Raw genomic sequence first — 17,293 nt, 5'->3', positions numbered from 1 at the left:
CGTGGCTCACGCTGTGGAGCCCGTTCCCGATCAGGCCAGTGCGACCAGGTCCGCGTAGTCGGCGCCCCACAGGTCCTCGACGCCGTCGGGCAGCAGGATGATCCGCTCGGGCTGGAGCGCCTCCACGGCGCCCTCGTCGTGGGTGACGAGGACGACCGCGCCCTTGTAGGTGCGCAGCGCGCCGAGGATCTCCTGACGGCTGGCCGGGTCGAGGTTGTTGGTGGGCTCGTCGAGCAGCAGCACGTTGGCCGAGGAGACCACGAGGGTGGCGAGGGCCAGCCGGGTCTTCTCGCCGCCGGAGAGCACGCCGGCGGGCTTGTCGACGTCGTCGCCGGAGAACAGGAACGAGCCGAGCGTCTTGCGCACCTCGACCAGGTCCAGGTCGGGGGCGGCGGACCGCATGTTCTCCAGGACCGTGCGCTCCGGGTCGAGGGTCTCGTGCTCCTGCGCGTAGTAGCCGAGCTTGAGGCCGTGGCCCGCGACGACCTCGCCGGTGTCGGGCCGCTCCGCCCCGCCGAGCAGCCGCAGCAGGGTCGTCTTGCCCGCGCCGTTCAGACCGAGGATGACGACCCGGGAGCCCTTGTCGATGGCCAGGTCGACGTCGGTGAAGATCTCCAGCGAGCCGTAGGACTTCGACAGGCCCTCGGCCATCAGGGGCGTCTTGCCGCAGGGCGCGGGCTCGGGGAAGCGGAGCTTGGCGACCTTGTCGGACTGACGGACCGCCTCCAGGCCGGAGAGCAGCTTGTCGGCGCGGCGGGCCATGTTCTGCGCGGCGACCGTCTTGGTGGCCTTGGCGCGCATCTTGTCGGCCTGCGAATGCAGCGCGGCGGCCTTCTTCTCGGCGTTCTGGCGCTCCCGCTTGCGGCGCTTCTCGTCGGACTCGCGCTGCTGCTGGTAGAGCCGCCAGCCCATGTTGTAGACGTCGATCTGGGAGCGGTTGGCGTCCAGGTAGAAGACCTTGTTGACGACCGTCTCGACCAGGTCGACGTCGTGGCTGATGACGATGAAGCCGCCGCGGTAGGTCTTGAGGTAGTCGCGCAGCCAGACGATCGAGTCGGCGTCGAGGTGGTTCGTCGGCTCGTCGAGGAGCAGCGTGTCCGCGTCGGAGAACAGGATGCGGGCCAGCTCGACCCGGCGCCGCTGACCGCCGGAGAGCGTGTGCAGGGGCTGGCCGAGCACCCGGTCGGGCAGGTTGAGCGCGGCGGCGATGGTGGACGCCTCGGCCTCGGCGGAGTAGCCCCCCTTGGTGAGGAACTCCGTCTCCTGGCGCTCGTACTGGCGCATCGCCTTGTCGCGGGTGGCGCCCGAGCCGTTCGCGATCCGCTGTTCGTTCTCGCGCATCTTGCGGATCAGGACGTCCAGGCCGCGCGCGGAGAGGATGCGGTCGCGGGCGAGGACGTCGAGGTCGCCGGTGCGGGGGTCCTGCGGAAGGTAGCCGACCTCGCCGGAGCGGGTGACCTGGCCGGCGGCCGGGATGCCCTCGCCCGCCAGGACCTTGGTCAGCGTGGTCTTGCCGGCGCCGTTGCGCCCGACCAGGCCGATGCGGTCGCCCTTGGCCACACGGAAGGAGGCGTTCTCGATGAGGATGCGGGCACCGGCGCGCAGCTCGATGCCGGAGGCGGAGATCACGGACAGACTCCAGTGCGGGGGTCGTTGGCAGGATGGACGGCCGAGGACGTTCCCGCCGTCTAATGCGCGAGGAGAATGGCCATGAGGGCCAGTCTAACGGGATCGTGCAAGCATTTTTTCTGGGTCCAGGTGTTCGATCTTCGCGCCGTCCCGCCGGATCCTGCTCCCGGGGGCGTTGTCGGTGGCGGGTGCCAGACTGAGCAGCGGGTGACGAATCCGGCATTGATCACAAGGGAGTGATCGGCATGGCAGGCACGAACAGCGGGCGGCCCAGCATCTATCCGTCGGTGCTGTACAGCGACGCGAAGGCGGCGATCCGGCAGCTCACGGAGGCCCTGGGGTTCACGGAGCTGTCCGTCTACGAGGGCGAGGACGGCTCGGTCGTGCACGCCGAGCTGGTGCAGGGCAACGGCGCGGTGATGCTCGGCTCCAAGGGGCGCGGCGGGGTCTTCGACACGGCGATGAAGGACGCGGGCCCGACCGGGGTGTACGTCGTGGTGGACGACGTCGACGCACACCACCGGCGGGCCGTGGAGCACGGCGCGGAGATCCTGATGCCCCCGACGGACCAGGACTACGGCTCCCGGGACTACATGGCCCGCGATCTCGAGGGCAACCTCTGGAGCTTCGGCACGTACGCACCCGAGATACAGGGCTGAGAGCCCCGCCAAAACCTCGGGGGTCGCCCGCGCGGAGCCCGTGCCGAACTCGTTCAGCTGCCCCCGGTGTGCACCTGGAAGGCGGCCCGGCGGACGGCCTTGGCCAGCGCCGGGTCGGGGTGCGCGGCGGCGAGCGCCACCAGCACCTGCACGGTGCGCGGATGTCCGACGGCACGCACCTCGGTCAGCAGGGCGGGGACGGTCGGCTGGAGCGCGGACTCCAGGTGGCGTACGAGCATCGGCGCCTCCCCGTGGTCGGCGACGGCCGCGGCGGTGTCGACCCACAGCCAGGTGGCCTCCTGCCGGGTGAGCACCTCGTGGGCGTCCTCCGGGTCGACGCCGTCGTGCTCGGCGAGCCACAGCAGCGCGTACGGCCGCAGGGCCGGCTCGTCGACGACCGCGCGGACGTCGGGCTCGGCGGGGGCGCCGACGACGCGCAGCGCCTCGAAGGCGAGGCCGCGCAGCAGGGCGTCGTCGCCGCGGGCGGCGAACAGCAGCTCGGCGACGGCGCTGCCGACGGTACGGGCGGCGAGCCAGGCGCGGTACTCGGCGCGGGCCGCGTTCGGGCGCAGCTGGGCGCAGCCGCGGAGCATCGCCTCGGCCGACTGCTCGATGTTGCCGGCGGGGCTCTGCGCGGCGACGCAGATCTGCTCCAGCTTGACCCAGACCGCCCAGCTGCCCAGCGGCGTGAGCGTGGCCTGGCCGGCGCCGTAGGTGAGGGCGCCCACGGCGGCGAGGGCGTTCAGGGCCCAGTCGAGAAGGGGGACGAGCTCGGCGTCCTGGGCGGGCTCCGCCGGGTCGGCGTCGGCGGAGAGGAGGACCGGGGCGAGGGGGGTCGCGGGTTCCGAGCCGGCGCCGTAGGGCACCTCGCATCGCTCGGTGCGCAGTTCGGTGACCCGCTGGCGCAGCAGGTCCAGGAGCTGCTCCACGGGGACGGGCCCGGCGGAGAGCTGGAGGAAGGAGAGCACCTGGGGCATGGCCGAGACGACCTCGGCGACGGCACCGGGCTCCTGGTCCCCGGGTTCCGGAGAGGCAAGCGACCAGGCGTCGAACAGGGCCACCCAGCCGCGCAGGACGGCGCTGTCGTCGCGGTTCCATGCGCGTAGCCGCCAGCCGGGGCGGGCGCTGTCCCCGTGCACCTCGACGAGGCCGGCGAGGCGGGCGGTGTCCCAGTCGGCGCGGATCCGGTCCGTGGTCAGGCCCAGATCACTGGCGGCCCGTTCGGCGGTCGCGTCGGAGAGGGTGGCCTTGCCGTCGGTCGTGGCGGCGTCTCGGCCGGGGCCGAGGGCGTTGTCGGCCCAGCGGGCGACACGGGCCGCGGCGGCCAGTCCGGAGCGCGCCATTCTGGCCAGCTCCGCGGGGGCCGGGGTGCCCTCCGGCGGGCGGGGTGCGGGGCGGCGCGGGCGCCGCTCGTTCACAGCTGAGGGGGCGGCGGCCAGGGGTCGCGGGCGGACGAGTCGAAGCCTGGAGTCGCGCGGGATACGGGACGTCACGAGTGCAGTCTTCCGGTTGACGGTCCGAAAACCCAAACGGAATGTCACGTCGGGCTACGGGACTGGCCAAGGCACGGGGTTCCGTGACGGGCGGAGAGGCGCCTTCAGGCCAGTGGTACGGGCTTAAACGGAACCAGCGGCACCGGTCCGGCCGCCCTGTCGGGGCGCACCGGCGGCGGGTCCGGCGGCGGGTCGGATCAGGAGGCCACGTCACGAGGTCATGCCAGAAGGTCGCGTCAGGAGGTCACATCAGCGGGGTGAGGAAGCGGCGCAGGGCCTCCTCGTAGGCCGCGGGGTCTGGGTTCCACATGGCGCCGTGCGGGGCGTGCGGGACGGTGTGCAGGGTGACCAGCTCGGGACGGAAGGCGGCGAGACGGCGGGAGGCGCCCCAGGGGGCGACCGTGTCGTCGGGGCCGTGCAGGAGGAGGGTCGGGACCCTCAGCCGGTCCGGATCGGCGACGGCGTCCCCGTGGCCGCCGGGGCCGGTGTGCAGCCCGGTGCGGCCCTCGGCGGCACGGACGGCGAGCGGCAGCAGCGCGCCCGGGGTGCGCCGGGCGGCGGCGAGGGCGCGCACCGTCGTCCGCCAGTCGAGGACCGGGGAGTCCAGTACCAGCCCGGAGACGAGGTCGCGCAGCCCCGAGTCGGCGGCGGCCCGCAGGGCCATGGTCGCGCCGGTGGACCAGCCCAGGAGGACGACGCGTTCGGCGCCGTAACGCACGGCGTACCGCATCGCCGCGTCCAGGTCGCGCCACTCGGTCTCGCCGAGGTGGTTCAGGCCGTCCGGGGAGCGGGGCGCGCCGAGATCGCCGCGGTAGGCGAGGGCCAGGACGGGGAAGCGACGGCGGTGCAGGAAGCCCATGACGTTCAGGGTGTGCTCCCGGGTGGTGCCCAGGCCGTGCACGGCGATCACCCAGGTGCGGCGCGGGCCGGGCACGAACCAGGCGGGCAGGTTGCCCAGCTCGCCGGGGACGTCGATGTCGGCGTGGTCGAGACCGAGGGCGCTGCTCGGGTTGCCGACGTGGAGATTGGGGGTCAGCCAGACCGCGTCGCCGGAGCTCAGGCTGCCATGGGTGACCCGCTCCAGTCGGCGTACGACGGTGTCGGCGGAGTGCGGGGCGGTGGGCAGGACGGGACCCACGACCGCGTGGGAGCCGTCGCCGGAGAGGCCGTAGGTGCCGGGGCGCAGCGCGGCCAGGTCACGGGTGAGGGTGATCCGGCCGGCGGCCGCGCCGTGCACGGTGAGCCGGGGTTCGGTGGGCAGGGGCCGACCGGGCGGCGCCTTCAACGCGGCGTCGCTGGCCAGCCGGCCTGCGGCGACACTGACGACGCCGGCGGCCAGGGCTGCGGTGACGGCGGCGGCCGTCGCTTTGACAGTGCGCACCCGTCCAGTGTCCTGGCCCGCCTCCCTCCCGGCCAGTGGTGGAGCCGGTCGGGGGACGGCGGGTCACTCCCGCTGCCCGTACCCGCGCAGTCGCTCGCCCGCCTCCGCGACCTGTTCCTCCGTCAGGAGCGCCGGGTTCAGGCCGGGTACGGACGAGGCCGTCAGCCACAGGCGGCACATCCACTCCAGCTGGGCCGTGCGGTCGTAGGCCTGGTCGAGGGTGGCGCCGTGAGTGAGGGTGCCGTGGTTCTGGAGGAGGCAGCCGCTGCGGTCGACCAGGGCGCGGAGCATGTTCTCGGCCAACTCCTCGGTGCCGTAGGTCGCATAGGCGGCGACCCGGACGGGTCCGCCGAGCGCGCCCGCCATGTAGTGGACGCGGGGAAGCTCGGTGACGAGGGTCGAGACGGCGGTCGCGTGCACGGCGTGGGTGTGGACGACCGCCCTGGCGTCCGTGGTGCGGTAGACGGCGAGGTGCATGGGCAGCTCGCTCGTCGGGAGCAGGGTGCCGAGCACCTGCCGGCCGGCGAGGTCGACGCCCGTGACGTCGTCGGGGGTGAGCCGCTCGTAGGGCACGCCCGACGGTGTGACCAGCACGGTGTCGCCGACGCGCACGGAGACGTTGCCGGAGGTGCCGACGACCAGCCCGTCGGTCACGGTGCGGCGGGCCGCCGTCACGAGCGCCTCCCAGGCCCGCGCCTCCTCGAGGACGGCATGCCTCCCCCACCGCTCCGCCACGTCCTGTACGCCGTCCCGGTGATCCCGGGCGTCCCCCTGCTCGCGCCGCTCCTCAGCCATGCCGCGATCCTGCCAGGAGCCACCGGAGGCCGCCGCCGGACTGTTCCCCGGCGTGTATCGCCTCGCCCTGTGGGCCATGGGCCCGAGCGAGGAGCGGGCCGCGTATTTCGTACACGATGGCGGCGGCCGGTGCGCCGACGGCCGGACCCTGCCGCCCGCGCTCGACGTCGCGTACGGCCCCTACGACAGGGGTGCAGACGCCGCGGCCCGACCGGGGCCCCGACCGGGCCCGGACGGTCACGTGGGTCACGCCCCGCGCACCGCCCGTCACGGGGCGTCGACTCGGGACGGCGTCGGCCGGACGGCCGACGGGGCCTTCTGGCAGTACGCGGACAGCGGCAGCCTGTGGGGTGACCGGAATCTCTTTGACGGCTCCGCGACGCGGCCGCGCGGGCTCGCCAAGGACGGGTGACCGTACGGCGCTTGAGCCCTGCCCCCGCGCCGCGACGGGACTGCGCCCCGACCCCCTCACACAGACACCCTGACGCCCTTCCCAGTTCATCTTCCGTTCACCCAGATTGCTTACGGTCAACGCGCCAATGACTTCGAACGATTGCCTGGGTAAATGGAAAACTTCTCGCTGATCCTCGCGATTGTGGTCGTCACCGCACTCGCGTTCGATTTCACGAACGGTTTCCACGACACCGCCAACGCGATGGCCACCACCATCTCGACCGGTGCACTCAAGCCCAAGGTCGCGGTGGCCATGTCCGCCGCGCTCAACCTTGTGGGAGCTTTCCTCTCGGTGGAGGTCGCCAACACGATCTCCAAAGGTCTCGTCGACGAGACCGGCATCCGTCCCGAGGTCATCTTCGCCGCCCTGGTCGGCGCGATCCTCTGGAACCTGCTGACCTGGCTGGTGGGCCTGCCGTCCAGTTCCTCGCACGCCCTGATGGGCGGTCTGATCGGCGCCACCATCGCGTCGGCCGGCACGGGCGCGGTGCACGGTGACGCGCTGGTCACCAAGGTGCTGATCCCGGCGATCGCGGCGCCGATCGTCGCGGGCGTCGCGGCGATGCTCGCGACCCGCCTCTCCTACACCCTCGGCAAGAAGGCCGACGGCAAGGCCGCGGCGAAGGGCTACCGCACGGGCCAGATCGCCTCGGCCGGCCTGGTCTCCCTCGCGCACGGCACCAACGACGCGCAGAAGACGATGGGCATCATCACCCTGGCCCTGGTGGCCGGCGGTGTCGTGGCCCCCGACTCCGACCCGCCCACCTGGGTCATCCTCTCCGCCGGCCTGGCCATCGCGCTCGGCACCTACCTCGGCGGCTGGCGGATCATCCGCACCATGGGCAAGGGCCTGACCGACCTCCAGCCGCAGCAGGGCTTCGCCGCCCAGACCAGCGCGGCCACGGTCATCCTGGCCTCCTCGCACCTCGGCTTCTCCCTCTCCACCACGCACTCGGTCTCCGGTGCCGTGATGGGCGCCGGGCTGGGCCGCAAGGGCGGGGTGGTCCGCTGGTCGACGGCGACCCGGATGTTCGTCGCCTGGGGCCTGACGCTCCCGGCCGCGGCCCTGGTGGGCGCGCTCGCCGAGGCCGTCACCGGCCTGGGCGACTGGGGCACGGCCCTCGTGGCGGTCTTCCTGATCGCCTCCAGCGCGGCCATCTGGAAGGTCTCCCGGCGCGAGGTCGTCGACGCCTCGAACGTCAACGAGCCCGAGGAGCCCGCGGGCGTCGTCACGACGGCGATCGCCGCCGTCACCCCGCCGCCCGCCGGCATCCTGGCCGAGGACCTCACGGCCGGCCTCACGGCGGACCTGACGGCCACGATCCCCGCCCCGTCCGCAGAGCCCGCGACCCCCGCCGCTCCGCCGGCCGCGGCCGTCTGAGCCCGCGCACCCGGCACGAAGGAAGAGAAGCAGCATGAAGATCGACTGGGCAGCCCTGGGCTCCGTCTTCGGCGTCAGCCTCGTGGTCACCGTAGGCCTCGTCGCCCTGTTCACCCTCGGCATCATGGGCCTGTCGCGGCAGGAACGCGCGTCGGCGCAGGGCGGCTCGGCCACCCTCGCGGTGACCGGCACGTACGCCTGCTTCGCGGCCTGCGCGGCGGCGGTGGCGTACGGGATCTCACTGATCGTCGCCTGACGCACCATCCGAACACCCCTGGGGTGCGGGACGGATCACCGTCCCGCACCCCTTGGCGTTCGCGGCCCCGCCGACCGGCCCCGTGTGGGGTTCTGCACACTCCAGCCTCGCAGGTCAACAGCAAGTTGACGGCTCTTGCGGGCCGTGGTGGACTGCCCGAGCCATGTACGGCAGCAGAAGAGGAAGCCGGTGTGAATCCGGCGCGGTCCCGCCACTGTGACCGGGGTAGAAACCCCCGGGAGCCAGGAACTCTCGCCGCCGGTCTCGTCGAACCAGGGCGTGGACACCCTGAGTGAGGACATATCGCCATGCTCGCTCGGCCGTTGAGGTACAGCACCAGGTCGCTGCCCGACCCCACGGCCGGCTGAGCCGATGCGTGCCGATCGCCTCTACGCGTACGGCGCCGCCACCGGCCTCCTGGGCGACCTGCTGCTCGGCGATCCGCGCCGAGGGCATCCGGTCGCCGCGTTCGGGCGGGCCGCCGGTGCCGTCGAGCGGCTGCTGTGGCGGGACCACCGGGGACAGGGCGCCCTCCACGCCGTCGTGTGCGCGGGCGGGGTCGTGGCCCTGGGAGCAGTCGCCGAGCAGGCCGTACGCCGTTCCCCCGCCGCTTCACTCGCTCTGGTCTCCGCCGCCACCTGGGCCGTGGTCGGGGGCAGTTCGCTGGTCCGGGAGGCCCGGGCCATCGGGCGGGCGCTCGAAGCGGGGGACGTCGAGGCCGCCCGGGAGCGGCTGCCGCATCTGTGCGGGCGGGATCCGCAGGCGCTGGACGCCGACGGGATCGCCCGGGCGGTCGTGGAGTCCGTCGCCGAGAACACCTCCGACGCCGTCGTGGGGGCGCTGGTGTGGGGAGCCGTGGGCGGAGTGCCGGGCCTGGTCGGGTTCCGGGCCGTCAACACCCTGGACGCGATGGTGGGTCACCGGTCGCCGAGGTATCTGCGGTACGGCTGGGCCGCCGCCCGCCTCGACGACGTCGCCGGATGGCCGGGAGCCCGGCTGACCGCCGTGCTCGCCACCGTCGCGGGAGGCGATCCCCGAGGCGCCGTACGAGCCTGGCGGGCCGACGCCCGTAAGCATCCGAGCCCCAACGCCGGGCCGGTGGAGGCGTCGTTCGCGGGCGCCCTCGGGGTGCGGCTGGGCGGGACCCTGTCGTACGCCGGGCGGGTCGAGCACCGGCCCGTGCTGAACGGCGCGGCCGGGCGGCCCGTCGTCGCCCGGGACATCGAACGTGCCGCGCGGCTCTCCCGCCGCGTCGGTCTGCTCGCGCTCGGCGTGACCGTCGCCGCGCGCGTCGTCGCCACGAGCATCGTCGCGAGCAACCAGCGCGACCAGAGGAACCAGGGGAACCAGCTGAAGGGGCGTACGACATGAGCGGGGGTCTGGGCGGGGGTCTCCTCGTCGCCGGCACCACCTCCGACGCCGGCAAGAGCGTCGTCACGGCCGGGATCTGCCGGTGGCTGGTGCGGCAGGGGGTGAAGGTCGCGCCCTTCAAGGCGCAGAACATGTCCCTGAACTCGTTCGTGACGACGGAGGGCGCCGAGATCGGGCGAGCCCAGGCCATGCAGGCTCAGGCCTGCCGGGTGGAGCCGACCGCGCTGATGAACCCCGTGCTGCTCAAGCCGGGCGGTGAACAGAGCAGTCAGGTCGTGCTCCTCGGCAAGCCGGTGGGCGAGATGAGCGCCCGTGGGTATCACGGCGGACGGCAGCAGAAACTCCTCGGAACCGTTCTCGACTGCCTCGCCGAGTTGCGGGGCACGTATGACGCGGTGATCTGTGAGGGGGCGGGCAGTCCGGCCGAGATCAACCTGCGGCGGACCGACATCGTGAACATGGGGATCGCGCGGGGCGCGCGGCTGCCCGTGCTCGTCGTCGGCGACATCGACCGCGGGGGCGTCTTCGCCTCGTTCTTCGGCACCGTCGCCCTGCTCTCGCCCGAGGACCAGGAACTCGTCGCCGGGTTCCTCGTCAACAAGTTCCGCGGGGACGTCTCCCTGTTGGAGCCGGGCCTGGACATGCTGCACGGGCTCACCGGGCGGCCGACGTACGGCGTGCTGCCGTTCCGGCACGGGCTCGGGATCGACGAGGAGGACGGGCTGAGGGTCTCGCTGCGGGGAACCGTGCGGGAGTCGAACACCGCCCCGCCCGTCGGCGAGGACGTGCTGCGGGTCGCCGTCTGCGCCGTCCCCCTCATGTCCAACTTCACGGACGTGGACGCGCTGGCCGCCGAACCCGGCGTCGTCGTGCGGTTCGTGGACCGGCCCGAGGAACTGGCCGACGCCGACCTGGTGGTGATTCCGGGGACCCGGGGGACCGTGCGCGCCCTGGAGTGGCTGCGGGAGCGGGGGCTCGCGCAGGCCATCCTCCGCAGGGCCGCCGAGCAGCGGCCCGTCCTCGGCATCTGCGGGGGTTTCCAGATCCTCGGCGAGCACATCGAGGACGAGGTCGAGAGCCGGCTCGGACACGTGGAGGGGCTCGGAGTCCTGCCCGTCCGGGTGCGGTTCGCCCGCGAGAAGACCCTCACCCGGCCGGTCGGCGAAGCCCTCGGCGAGCGGGTCGAGGGGTACGAGATCCATCACGGGGTCGCCGACGTCGCCGGCGGGGAGCCGTTCCTCTCCGACGGCCGGGGGCACAGCCTCGACGGCTGCCGCGTCGGACAGACCTGGGGCACGCACTGGCACGGCTCGCTGGAGTCCGACGGATTCCGGCGGGCCTTCCTGCGCGAGGTGGCGGCCGCCGCGGGCCGTCGTTTCGTGCCCGCCGCCGACACCTCGTTCGCCGGGCTGCGCGAGGAGCAGCTCGACCGGCTCGGCGACCTGATCGAACAGCACGCGGACACCGACGCGCTCTGGCGGCTCATCGAGTCGGGCGCGCCGCAAGGACTGCCTTTCATTCCACCGGGAGCACCCGCATGAGCACAGTGTTGTTGTTGTCGACCGCCGACACCGATCTGCTGGCGGCCCGGGCCGCTTCCGGCGCCTCGTACCGGATCGGCAACCCGACCCGGGTGGACGTCGCCGGGGAACTCCCCGCGCTCCTCGACGGCGCCGACATCGCGGTCGTCCGGCTGCTCGGCGGCAAGCGTGCCTGGGAGGACGGGCTCGCCGCGCTCAGGGCGTCCGGCGTGCCGACCGTGCTGCTGGGCGGCGAGGCCGTGCCCGACGCGGAGTTGATGGCCGAGTCGTCGGCGCCGGCCGGTGTGGTGGCGGAGGCGCTGCGGTATCTCGTCGAGGGCGGCCCGGCCAACCTGACCGAGCTGGCCCGGTTCCTCTCCGACACCGTGCTGCTGACCGGTGAGGGGTTCGTCGAGCCGCAGAAGATGCCCGAGTACGGCGTCCACGGCGAGCGTGTCTTCGTCGAGGGGCGGCCGACCATCGGGGTGCTCTTCTACCGGGCGCACGAGCTGAGCGGCAACACCGCCTTCGTGGACACGCTGTGCGACGCCGTCGAGGCGCGCGGCGCCAACGCCCTTCCCGTGTACTGCGGTTCGCTGCGCGGGGCGGACCCGGGGCTGTACGAGATCCTCGGGCGGGCCGACACCCTCGTCGCCACGGTCCTCGCCGCCGGCGGCACGCACGCCTCGCAGGCCTCGGCGGGCGGGGACGAGGAGGCCTGGGACATCGGCGCGCTCGCCGACCTCGACGTCCCCGTGTTGCAGGGGCTCTGCCTCACCTCGTCGAAGAGCGCCTGGGAGGCGTCCGACGCCGCCCTCTCCCCCATGGACGCGGCGATGCAGGTCGCCATCCCGGAGTTCGACGGGCGGATCATCACCGTCCCGTTCTCCTTCAAGGAGCAGGGCCCGGACGACGTGCCGGTGTACATCGCCGACCCCGAGCGGGCCGGACGCGTCGCCGGGATCGCCGTCCGGCACGCCCGGCTCCGGCACAAGCCGAACGCCGAGAAGAAGCTCGCGCTCGTCTTCACCGCCTACCCGACCAAGCACTCGCGGGTCGGCAACGCGGTCGGCCTCGACACCCCCGCCTCGGCCATCCGGGTGCTGGACGCGCTGCGGGACGCGGGATACGGCGTCACCGGGCACCCCGACAACGGCGACGAGCTGATCCACCGCCTGATCAACGCCGGTGGCCACGACGTCGAATGGCTCACCGAGGAGCAGCTGGCCGCCGCGCCCGCCCGGGTCCCGCTGGCCGACTACCGGGCGTGGTTCGACCGGCTCGACCCGGCACTGCGCGACGGCATGCTTCAGTCGTGGGGCGAGCCGCCGGGCTCGCTGTACGTCGACGGGGACGACGTCGTGCTGGCCTCCCTCCAGTTCGGGAACGTCGTCGTGATGATCCAGCCGCCGCGCGGCTTCGGCGAGAACCCGATCGCGATCTACCACGACCCCGACATGCCGCCGTCGCACCACTACATGGCGGCCTACCGGTGGCTGGAGAACAGTTTCGGCGCCGACGCGATCGTGCACATGGGCAAGCACGGCACGATGGAGTGGCTGCCGGGCAAGGGGCTCGGGCTGAGCGGGGGGTGTGCCCCGGACGCCGTCCTCGGGGATCTGCCGCTCGTCTACCCGTTCATCGTCAACGACCCCGGCGAGGGCACCCAGGCCAAGCGGCGCGGGCACGCCACCGTCGTCGACCATCTGGTGCCGCCGATGGCGCGCGCCGACACCTATGGCGACCTGGCCAAGCTGGAGCAGCTCCTCGACGAGTACGCGCTCGTCTCCGACCTGGATCCGACGAAGGCGCCGGCCGTGCGCGCGCAGATCTGGACGCTGGTCAAGGCGGCCGAGCTGCACAACGACCTGCACGTGGACGAGCAGCCGGGCGACGACGACTTCGACTCGTTCGTCATGCACATCGACGGCTATCTGTGCGAGATCAAGGACGTGCAGATCCGGGACGGGCTGCACGTCCTCGGCGGCGGTCCGGTCGGCGAGGCGCGGGTCAACCTGGTGCTGGCCGTGCTGCGCGCCTCGCAGGTGTGGGGCGGGCAGGCGAACGCGCTGCCGGGGCTGCGGGCCGCGCTGGCCGGCCACTTCGGGCTGGTGGAGAAGGAGTTGCTCGCCGAGCCGGGTGCGCCGGTGAAGGTGCCGGTCGAGCTGTCGGACCTCGTCGACGGCCCCTCCCGTACCGGCGCCGACGCCATCGACCTGCTGGAGCAGCTGTGCCGGCGGATCGCGGAGGGCGCGGAGGAGCGCGGGTGGGAGGTCGCCGGGAGCCGGGCCCTCGTGCGCGAGGTCCTGGGCACCGAACTCCCGGACGCCGTCGCGGTGCTGGAGTTCGCGTGCGCGGAGGTCGTACCGCGGCTCGCGAGGACCACCGACGAGATCGGGCACATCCTCAAGGCGCTGGACGGCGGTTACGTCCCGGCCGGTCCGTCGGGCTCTCCGACGCGCGGACTGGTCAACGTCCTGCCGACCGGACGCAACTTCTACTCGGTCGACCCCAAGGCCATTCCCTCCAGGCTGAGTTGGGAGGTCGGGCAGGCTCTCGCGGACTCCCTCGTGCAGCGGTACCTCCAGGACACGGGCGCGTACCCGAAGTCCGTCGGCCTCACGGTCTGGGGCACGTCCGCGATGCGCACCCAGGGCGACGACATCGCCGAGATCCTGGCGCTGCTCGGCTGCCGTCCGGTGTGGGACGACGCCTCGCGCCGGGTGACGGGCTTCGAGATCGTGCCGACGGCCGAGCTGGGCCGGCCGCGCATCGACGTGACCGTCCGTATCTCCGGGTTCTTCCGGGACGCGTTCCCGCACGTGGTGGGGCTGATCGACGACGCGGTGCGGGCGGTGGCCGAGCTGGCCGAGCCCGCCGAGTCCAACTTCGTGCGCGCCCACGTGGACGAGGACACCGCGTCGCACGGCGACCGGCGACGCGCGACGGCCCGTATCTTCGGCTCCAAGCCGGGGGCTTACGGGGCGGGGCTGCTGCCGCTGATCGACGCCCGCAACTGGCGCTCGGACGCGGACCTCGCCGAGGTGTACGCCGTCTGGGGCGGCTACGCCTACGGGCGCGGGCTCGACGGGCGGGCGGCGCGCGGCGACATGGAGACGGCGTTCAAGCGGATCGCCGTCGCGGCCAAGAACGTGGACACGCGCGAGCACGACCTCGTCGACGCCGACGACTACTTCCAGTACCACGGCGGCATGGTCGCCATGGTGCGGCACCTGACGGGCGCCAACCCCGAGGCGTACGTGGGTGATTCGGCGACGCCGGACCAGGTGAAGACGCGCACGTTGGGTGAGGAGACGCACCGGGTCTTCCGGGCGCGCGTGGTCAACCCGCGCTGGATGGCGGCCATGCGGCGGCACGGCTACAAGGGCGCCTTCGAGATGGCGGCGACCGTCGACTACCTCTTCGGCTACGACGCCACCGCCGGAGTCGTCGACGACTGGATGTACGAGAAACTCAGCGCCGAGTACGTCTTCGACCCGGAGAACCGGGACTTCATGAAGAAGTCCAACCCGTGGGCCCTGCGGGGCATCACCGAGCGGCTCCTCGAAGCCGCCGACCGCGGGCTGTGGGCCGAGCCGGACGCCCACACGATCGAGCGGCTGCGCGCCACCTACCTGGAGCTCGAAGGCGACCTGGAGGGCGACGAGAAGTGAGTACCCCATTCCCGTTCACGGCCGTCGTCGGCCAGGACGACCTGCGGCTCGCGCTGCTGCTGAACGCCGTCTCGCCGGCGGTGGGCGGTGTGCTGGTCCGTGGCGAGAAGGGCACCGCCAAGTCCACGGCGGTCCGCGCCCTCGCGGCGCTCATGCCCAGCCTGGACGTGGTCTCCGGCTGCCGGTTCTCCTGCGACCCCGGCTCCCCCGACCCCGCCTGCCCGGACGGGCCGCACGAGCCGGGGGCCTTCGAGACCCGGCCGGCCCGGATGGTCGAGCTGCCCGTCGGCGCCTCCGAGGACCGGCTGGTCGGCGCCCTCGACATCGAGCGGGCCCTCGCCGAGGGCGTCAAGGCCTTCGAGCCGGGGCTCCTCGCCGACGCGCACCGCGGGATCCTGTACGTCGACGAGGTCAACCTCCTCCACGACCACCTCGTCGACCTGCTGCTCGACGCGGCCGCGATGGGTGCCTCGTACGTGGAGCGCGAGGGTGTCTCCGTGCGCCACGCCGCGCGGTTCCTGCTCGTCGGGACGATGAACCCGGAGGAGGGCGAACTGCGTCCGCAGTTGCTCGACCGGTTCGGGCTGACGGTGGAGGTGGCCGCCTCGCGCGATCCCGACCAACGGGTGGAGGTCGTACGGCGCAGGCTCGCCCACGACGACGATCCGGCCTCCTTCGCCGAGCGGTGGGCGGACGAGGAGAGCGCCGTACGCGGGCGGATCGTGGCGGCGCGGAAGCTGTTGCCCTCGGTGCGGCTGGGAGACGGGGCGCTGCGGCAGATCGCGGCGACCTGTGCCGCCTTCGAGGTGGACGGCATGCGGGCCGACATCGTGATGGCGCGGACCGCCACCGCGCTGGCCGCCTGGGCCGGGCGCACGGACGTGCTCGCGGAGGACGTGCGGCAGGCCGCGCTGCTGGCGCTGCCGCACCGCCGGCGCCGGAACCCCTTCGACGCGCCGGGACTCGACGAGGACAAGCTGGACGAGACGCTGGAGGAGTTCGGCGGCTCGGACGACGAGGATCCCGACCCCGACCCCGACGGGCCCGGTGGCGGGGACGGCGGGCAGCCGCCGCGGTCCGACGGCGACGGTCCGCGGGACGGGGACGACGACACCGCCGCCCGACCCGAGACGGACGAGAGCACGGAGAGCGCGGAGAACGCGGAGAGCACGGAGAACGCGGAGAGCACGGAGAACGGGGAGGGCGGGGAGCCGCGGCCCGCCGCTTCCGGAGCCGGGGAGCAGTCCGCCGTACGGGCCGCCGAGCCGTTCCGCACGAAGGTGCTGAGCGTGCCCGGAATCGGTGAGGGCGCCGCCGGACGGCGCTCACGGGCGCGGACCGAGCACGGGCGGACGACGGGTGCGCGGCGGCCCCGGGGGACGCTCACCAAGCTGCACCTGGCCGCGACGGTGATGGCCGCCGCACCGCACCAGCGGGAGCGGGGAAGGTCCGGACGCGGGCTCGTCGTCCGCCGGGACGATCTGCGGCAGGCGACCCGGGAGGGGCGTGAGGGCAACCTCGTGCTCTTCGTCGTCGACGCGTCCGGGTCTATGGCGGCCCGGCAGCGGATGACCGCGGTGAAGGGCGCCGTGCTGTCGCTGCTGCTCGACGCCTACCAGCGGCGCGACAAGGTGGGGCTCGTCAGCTTCCGGGGGACGACCGCGGACCTGGCGCTGCCGCCCACCTCGTCGGTGGACGCCGCCGCCGTACGACTGGAGTCGCTGCCCACCGGTGGGCGGACGCCGCTCGCCGCCGGGCTGCTCAAGGCGCACGACGTGCTGCGGGTCGAGCGGCTGCGGGATCCGGCGCGGCGGGCGCTGGTCGTCGTGGTGACGGACGGACGGGCCACCGGCGGCCCCGAGCCGGTCGCTCTCGCCGGGCGGGCGGCCCGGCTGTTCGCCGCCGAGGGGATCGCGTCCGTGGTCGTCGACTGCGAGTCGGGGCCGGTCCGGCTGGGGCTCGCGGGGCAGCTCGCGGGTGAGCTGGGGGGCACCGCCGTGACGCTGGACGAGTTGCGGGCGGACTCCATCGCCGGACTGGTCAGGGACGTGCAGGGGACTTCGAGGAGGGCCGCGTAATGCCTCAGGGACAGCCGAGTGTGGTGCCGGACGACGGCCTGACCACGCGTCAGCGACGCAACCGGCCGCTGGTCGTCGTGCACACGGGGATCGGCAAGGGCAAGTCCACCGCCGCCTTCGGGCTCGCGCTGCGGGCCTGGAACCAGGGATGGCCCATCGGGGTGTTCCAGTTCGTCAAGTCGGCGAAGTGGAAGGTCGGCGAGGAGAACGCGCTGCGCGTGCTGGGGGCGTCCGGGGAGGGCGGTTCCGTCGACTGGCACAAGATGGGCGAGGGATGGTCCTGGGTCCAGCGGGACTCCCAGATGGACAACGAGGAGAAGGCCCGGGAGGGCTGGGAGCAGGTCAAGCGGGATCTCGCCGCCGAGACGTACCAGCTGTACGTGCTCGACGAGTTCGCGTATCCGATGCACTGGGGATGGGTCGACACGGACGAGGTCGTCGACGTGCTGCGCCATCGGCCGGGCACCCAGCACGTCGTGATCACCGGGCGGAACGCGCCGGAGAAGCTCGTCGACCTGGCCGACCTCGTCACCGACATGTCCAAGGTCAAGCACCCGATGGACGCGGGTCAGAAGGGGCAGCGGGGTATCGAGTGGTGAAGCC

The 17,293-nt window shown here is 73.2% G+C and carries 13 protein-coding genes and 1 riboswitch; of the genes, 9 read left to right on the top strand and 4 right to left on the bottom strand.

The window, feature by feature from the left end; genetic code table 11:
• Positions 1-30: 30 nt before the first annotated feature.
• Positions 31-1,629: a ribosomal protection-like ABC-F family protein gene (gene abc-f, locus ACIRPU_RS25345; protein ID WP_355703921.1), complete on the bottom strand. Its 1,599-nt coding sequence runs from the start codon at positions 1,627-1,629 to the stop codon at positions 31-33.
• Positions 1,630-1,874: 245 nt separating this feature from the next.
• Between abc-f and ACIRPU_RS25340 the strand changes: the two genes are divergently transcribed.
• Complete coding sequence (locus ACIRPU_RS25340) at positions 1,875-2,288, top strand: VOC family protein (RefSeq protein ID WP_403871172.1); 414 nt, start codon at positions 1,875-1,877, stop codon at positions 2,286-2,288.
• Between the two features lie 53 nt (positions 2,289-2,341).
• Here the strand turns inward: ACIRPU_RS25340 and ACIRPU_RS25335 are convergent, their stop codons facing one another.
• The 3 genes from ACIRPU_RS25335 to ACIRPU_RS25325 all read right to left on the bottom strand — a co-directional run bounded on the left by ACIRPU_RS25335 (position 2,342) and on the right by ACIRPU_RS25325 (position 5,957).
• Complete coding sequence (locus ACIRPU_RS25335; protein WP_403871169.1) at positions 2,342-3,781, bottom strand: hypothetical protein; 1,440 nt, start codon at positions 3,779-3,781, stop codon at positions 2,342-2,344.
• 244 nt (positions 3,782-4,025) lie between these two features.
• Positions 4,026-5,162, bottom strand: a complete 1,137-nt coding sequence (locus ACIRPU_RS25330) for an alpha/beta hydrolase family protein (RefSeq protein WP_403871166.1) — start codon at positions 5,160-5,162, stop codon at positions 4,026-4,028.
• 63 nt (positions 5,163-5,225) lie between these two features.
• Positions 5,226-5,957 (bottom strand): class II aldolase/adducin family protein, encoded by a 732-nt coding sequence (locus ACIRPU_RS25325; protein WP_403871163.1) that lies wholly within the window; start codon positions 5,955-5,957, stop codon positions 5,226-5,228.
• On the opposite strand from ACIRPU_RS25325, the gene ACIRPU_RS25320 reads away from it, so the two are divergent.
• The 8 genes from ACIRPU_RS25320 (at position 5,956) to cobO (ending at position 17,289) form a co-directional block, all read left to right on the top strand.
• Entirely contained in the window at positions 5,956-6,369 is a 414-nt protein-coding gene (locus ACIRPU_RS25320; protein WP_403871160.1) for a hypothetical protein, read from the top strand. The genes ACIRPU_RS25325 and ACIRPU_RS25320 overlap by 2 nt on opposite strands.
• A 153-nt stretch (positions 6,370-6,522) precedes the next feature.
• A complete protein-coding gene (locus tag ACIRPU_RS25315) occupies positions 6,523-7,791 on the top strand; it encodes an anion permease (RefSeq protein WP_403871157.1) in 1,269 nt (422 codons plus the stop codon).
• Positions 7,792-7,825: 34 nt separating this feature from the next.
• A complete protein-coding gene (locus tag ACIRPU_RS25310; protein WP_403871154.1) occupies positions 7,826-8,047 on the top strand; it encodes a hypothetical protein in 222 nt (73 codons plus the stop codon).
• Positions 8,048-8,177: 130 nt separating this feature from the next.
• Positions 8,178-8,320: riboswitch (cobalamin riboswitch) on the top strand.
• 99 nt (positions 8,321-8,419) lie between these two features.
• A complete protein-coding gene (locus ACIRPU_RS25305) occupies positions 8,420-9,418 on the top strand; it encodes a cobalamin biosynthesis protein (RefSeq protein WP_403871151.1) in 999 nt (332 codons plus the stop codon).
• Positions 9,415-10,959, top strand: coding sequence for a cobyric acid synthase (locus tag ACIRPU_RS25300; protein ID WP_403871148.1), 1,545 nt, complete (start codon positions 9,415-9,417; stop codon positions 10,957-10,959). The genes ACIRPU_RS25305 and ACIRPU_RS25300 overlap by 4 nt, the downstream gene beginning before the upstream one ends.
• Entirely contained in the window at positions 10,956-14,612 is a 3,657-nt protein-coding gene (gene cobN / locus ACIRPU_RS25295) for a cobaltochelatase subunit CobN (protein ID WP_403871146.1), read from the top strand. Before ACIRPU_RS25300 ends, cobN begins: the two co-directional genes overlap by 4 nt.
• On the top strand, positions 14,609-16,690 hold the full coding sequence (locus ACIRPU_RS25290; RefSeq protein ID WP_403871143.1) for a putative cobaltochelatase: 2,082 nt from the start codon (positions 14,609-14,611) through the stop codon (positions 16,688-16,690). The genes cobN and ACIRPU_RS25290 overlap by 4 nt, the downstream gene beginning before the upstream one ends.
• Positions 16,690-17,289 carry a cob(I)yrinic acid a,c-diamide adenosyltransferase gene (gene cobO, locus ACIRPU_RS25285; protein ID WP_355703911.1) on the top strand — a complete coding sequence of 200 codons (600 nt, stop codon included), beginning with the start codon at positions 16,690-16,692 and terminating at the stop codon, positions 17,287-17,289. Before ACIRPU_RS25290 ends, cobO begins: the two co-directional genes overlap by 1 nt.
• Positions 17,290-17,293: the final 4 nt, after the last annotated feature.

This window comes from Streptomyces sp. NPDC102259, from assembly GCF_044766465.1.
Lineage (GTDB): Bacteria > Actinomycetota > Actinomycetes > Streptomycetales > Streptomycetaceae > Streptomyces.
The sequence above is the reverse complement of the archived record's forward strand: the minus strand, read 5'-3'. Positions and strand labels throughout refer to the sequence as shown.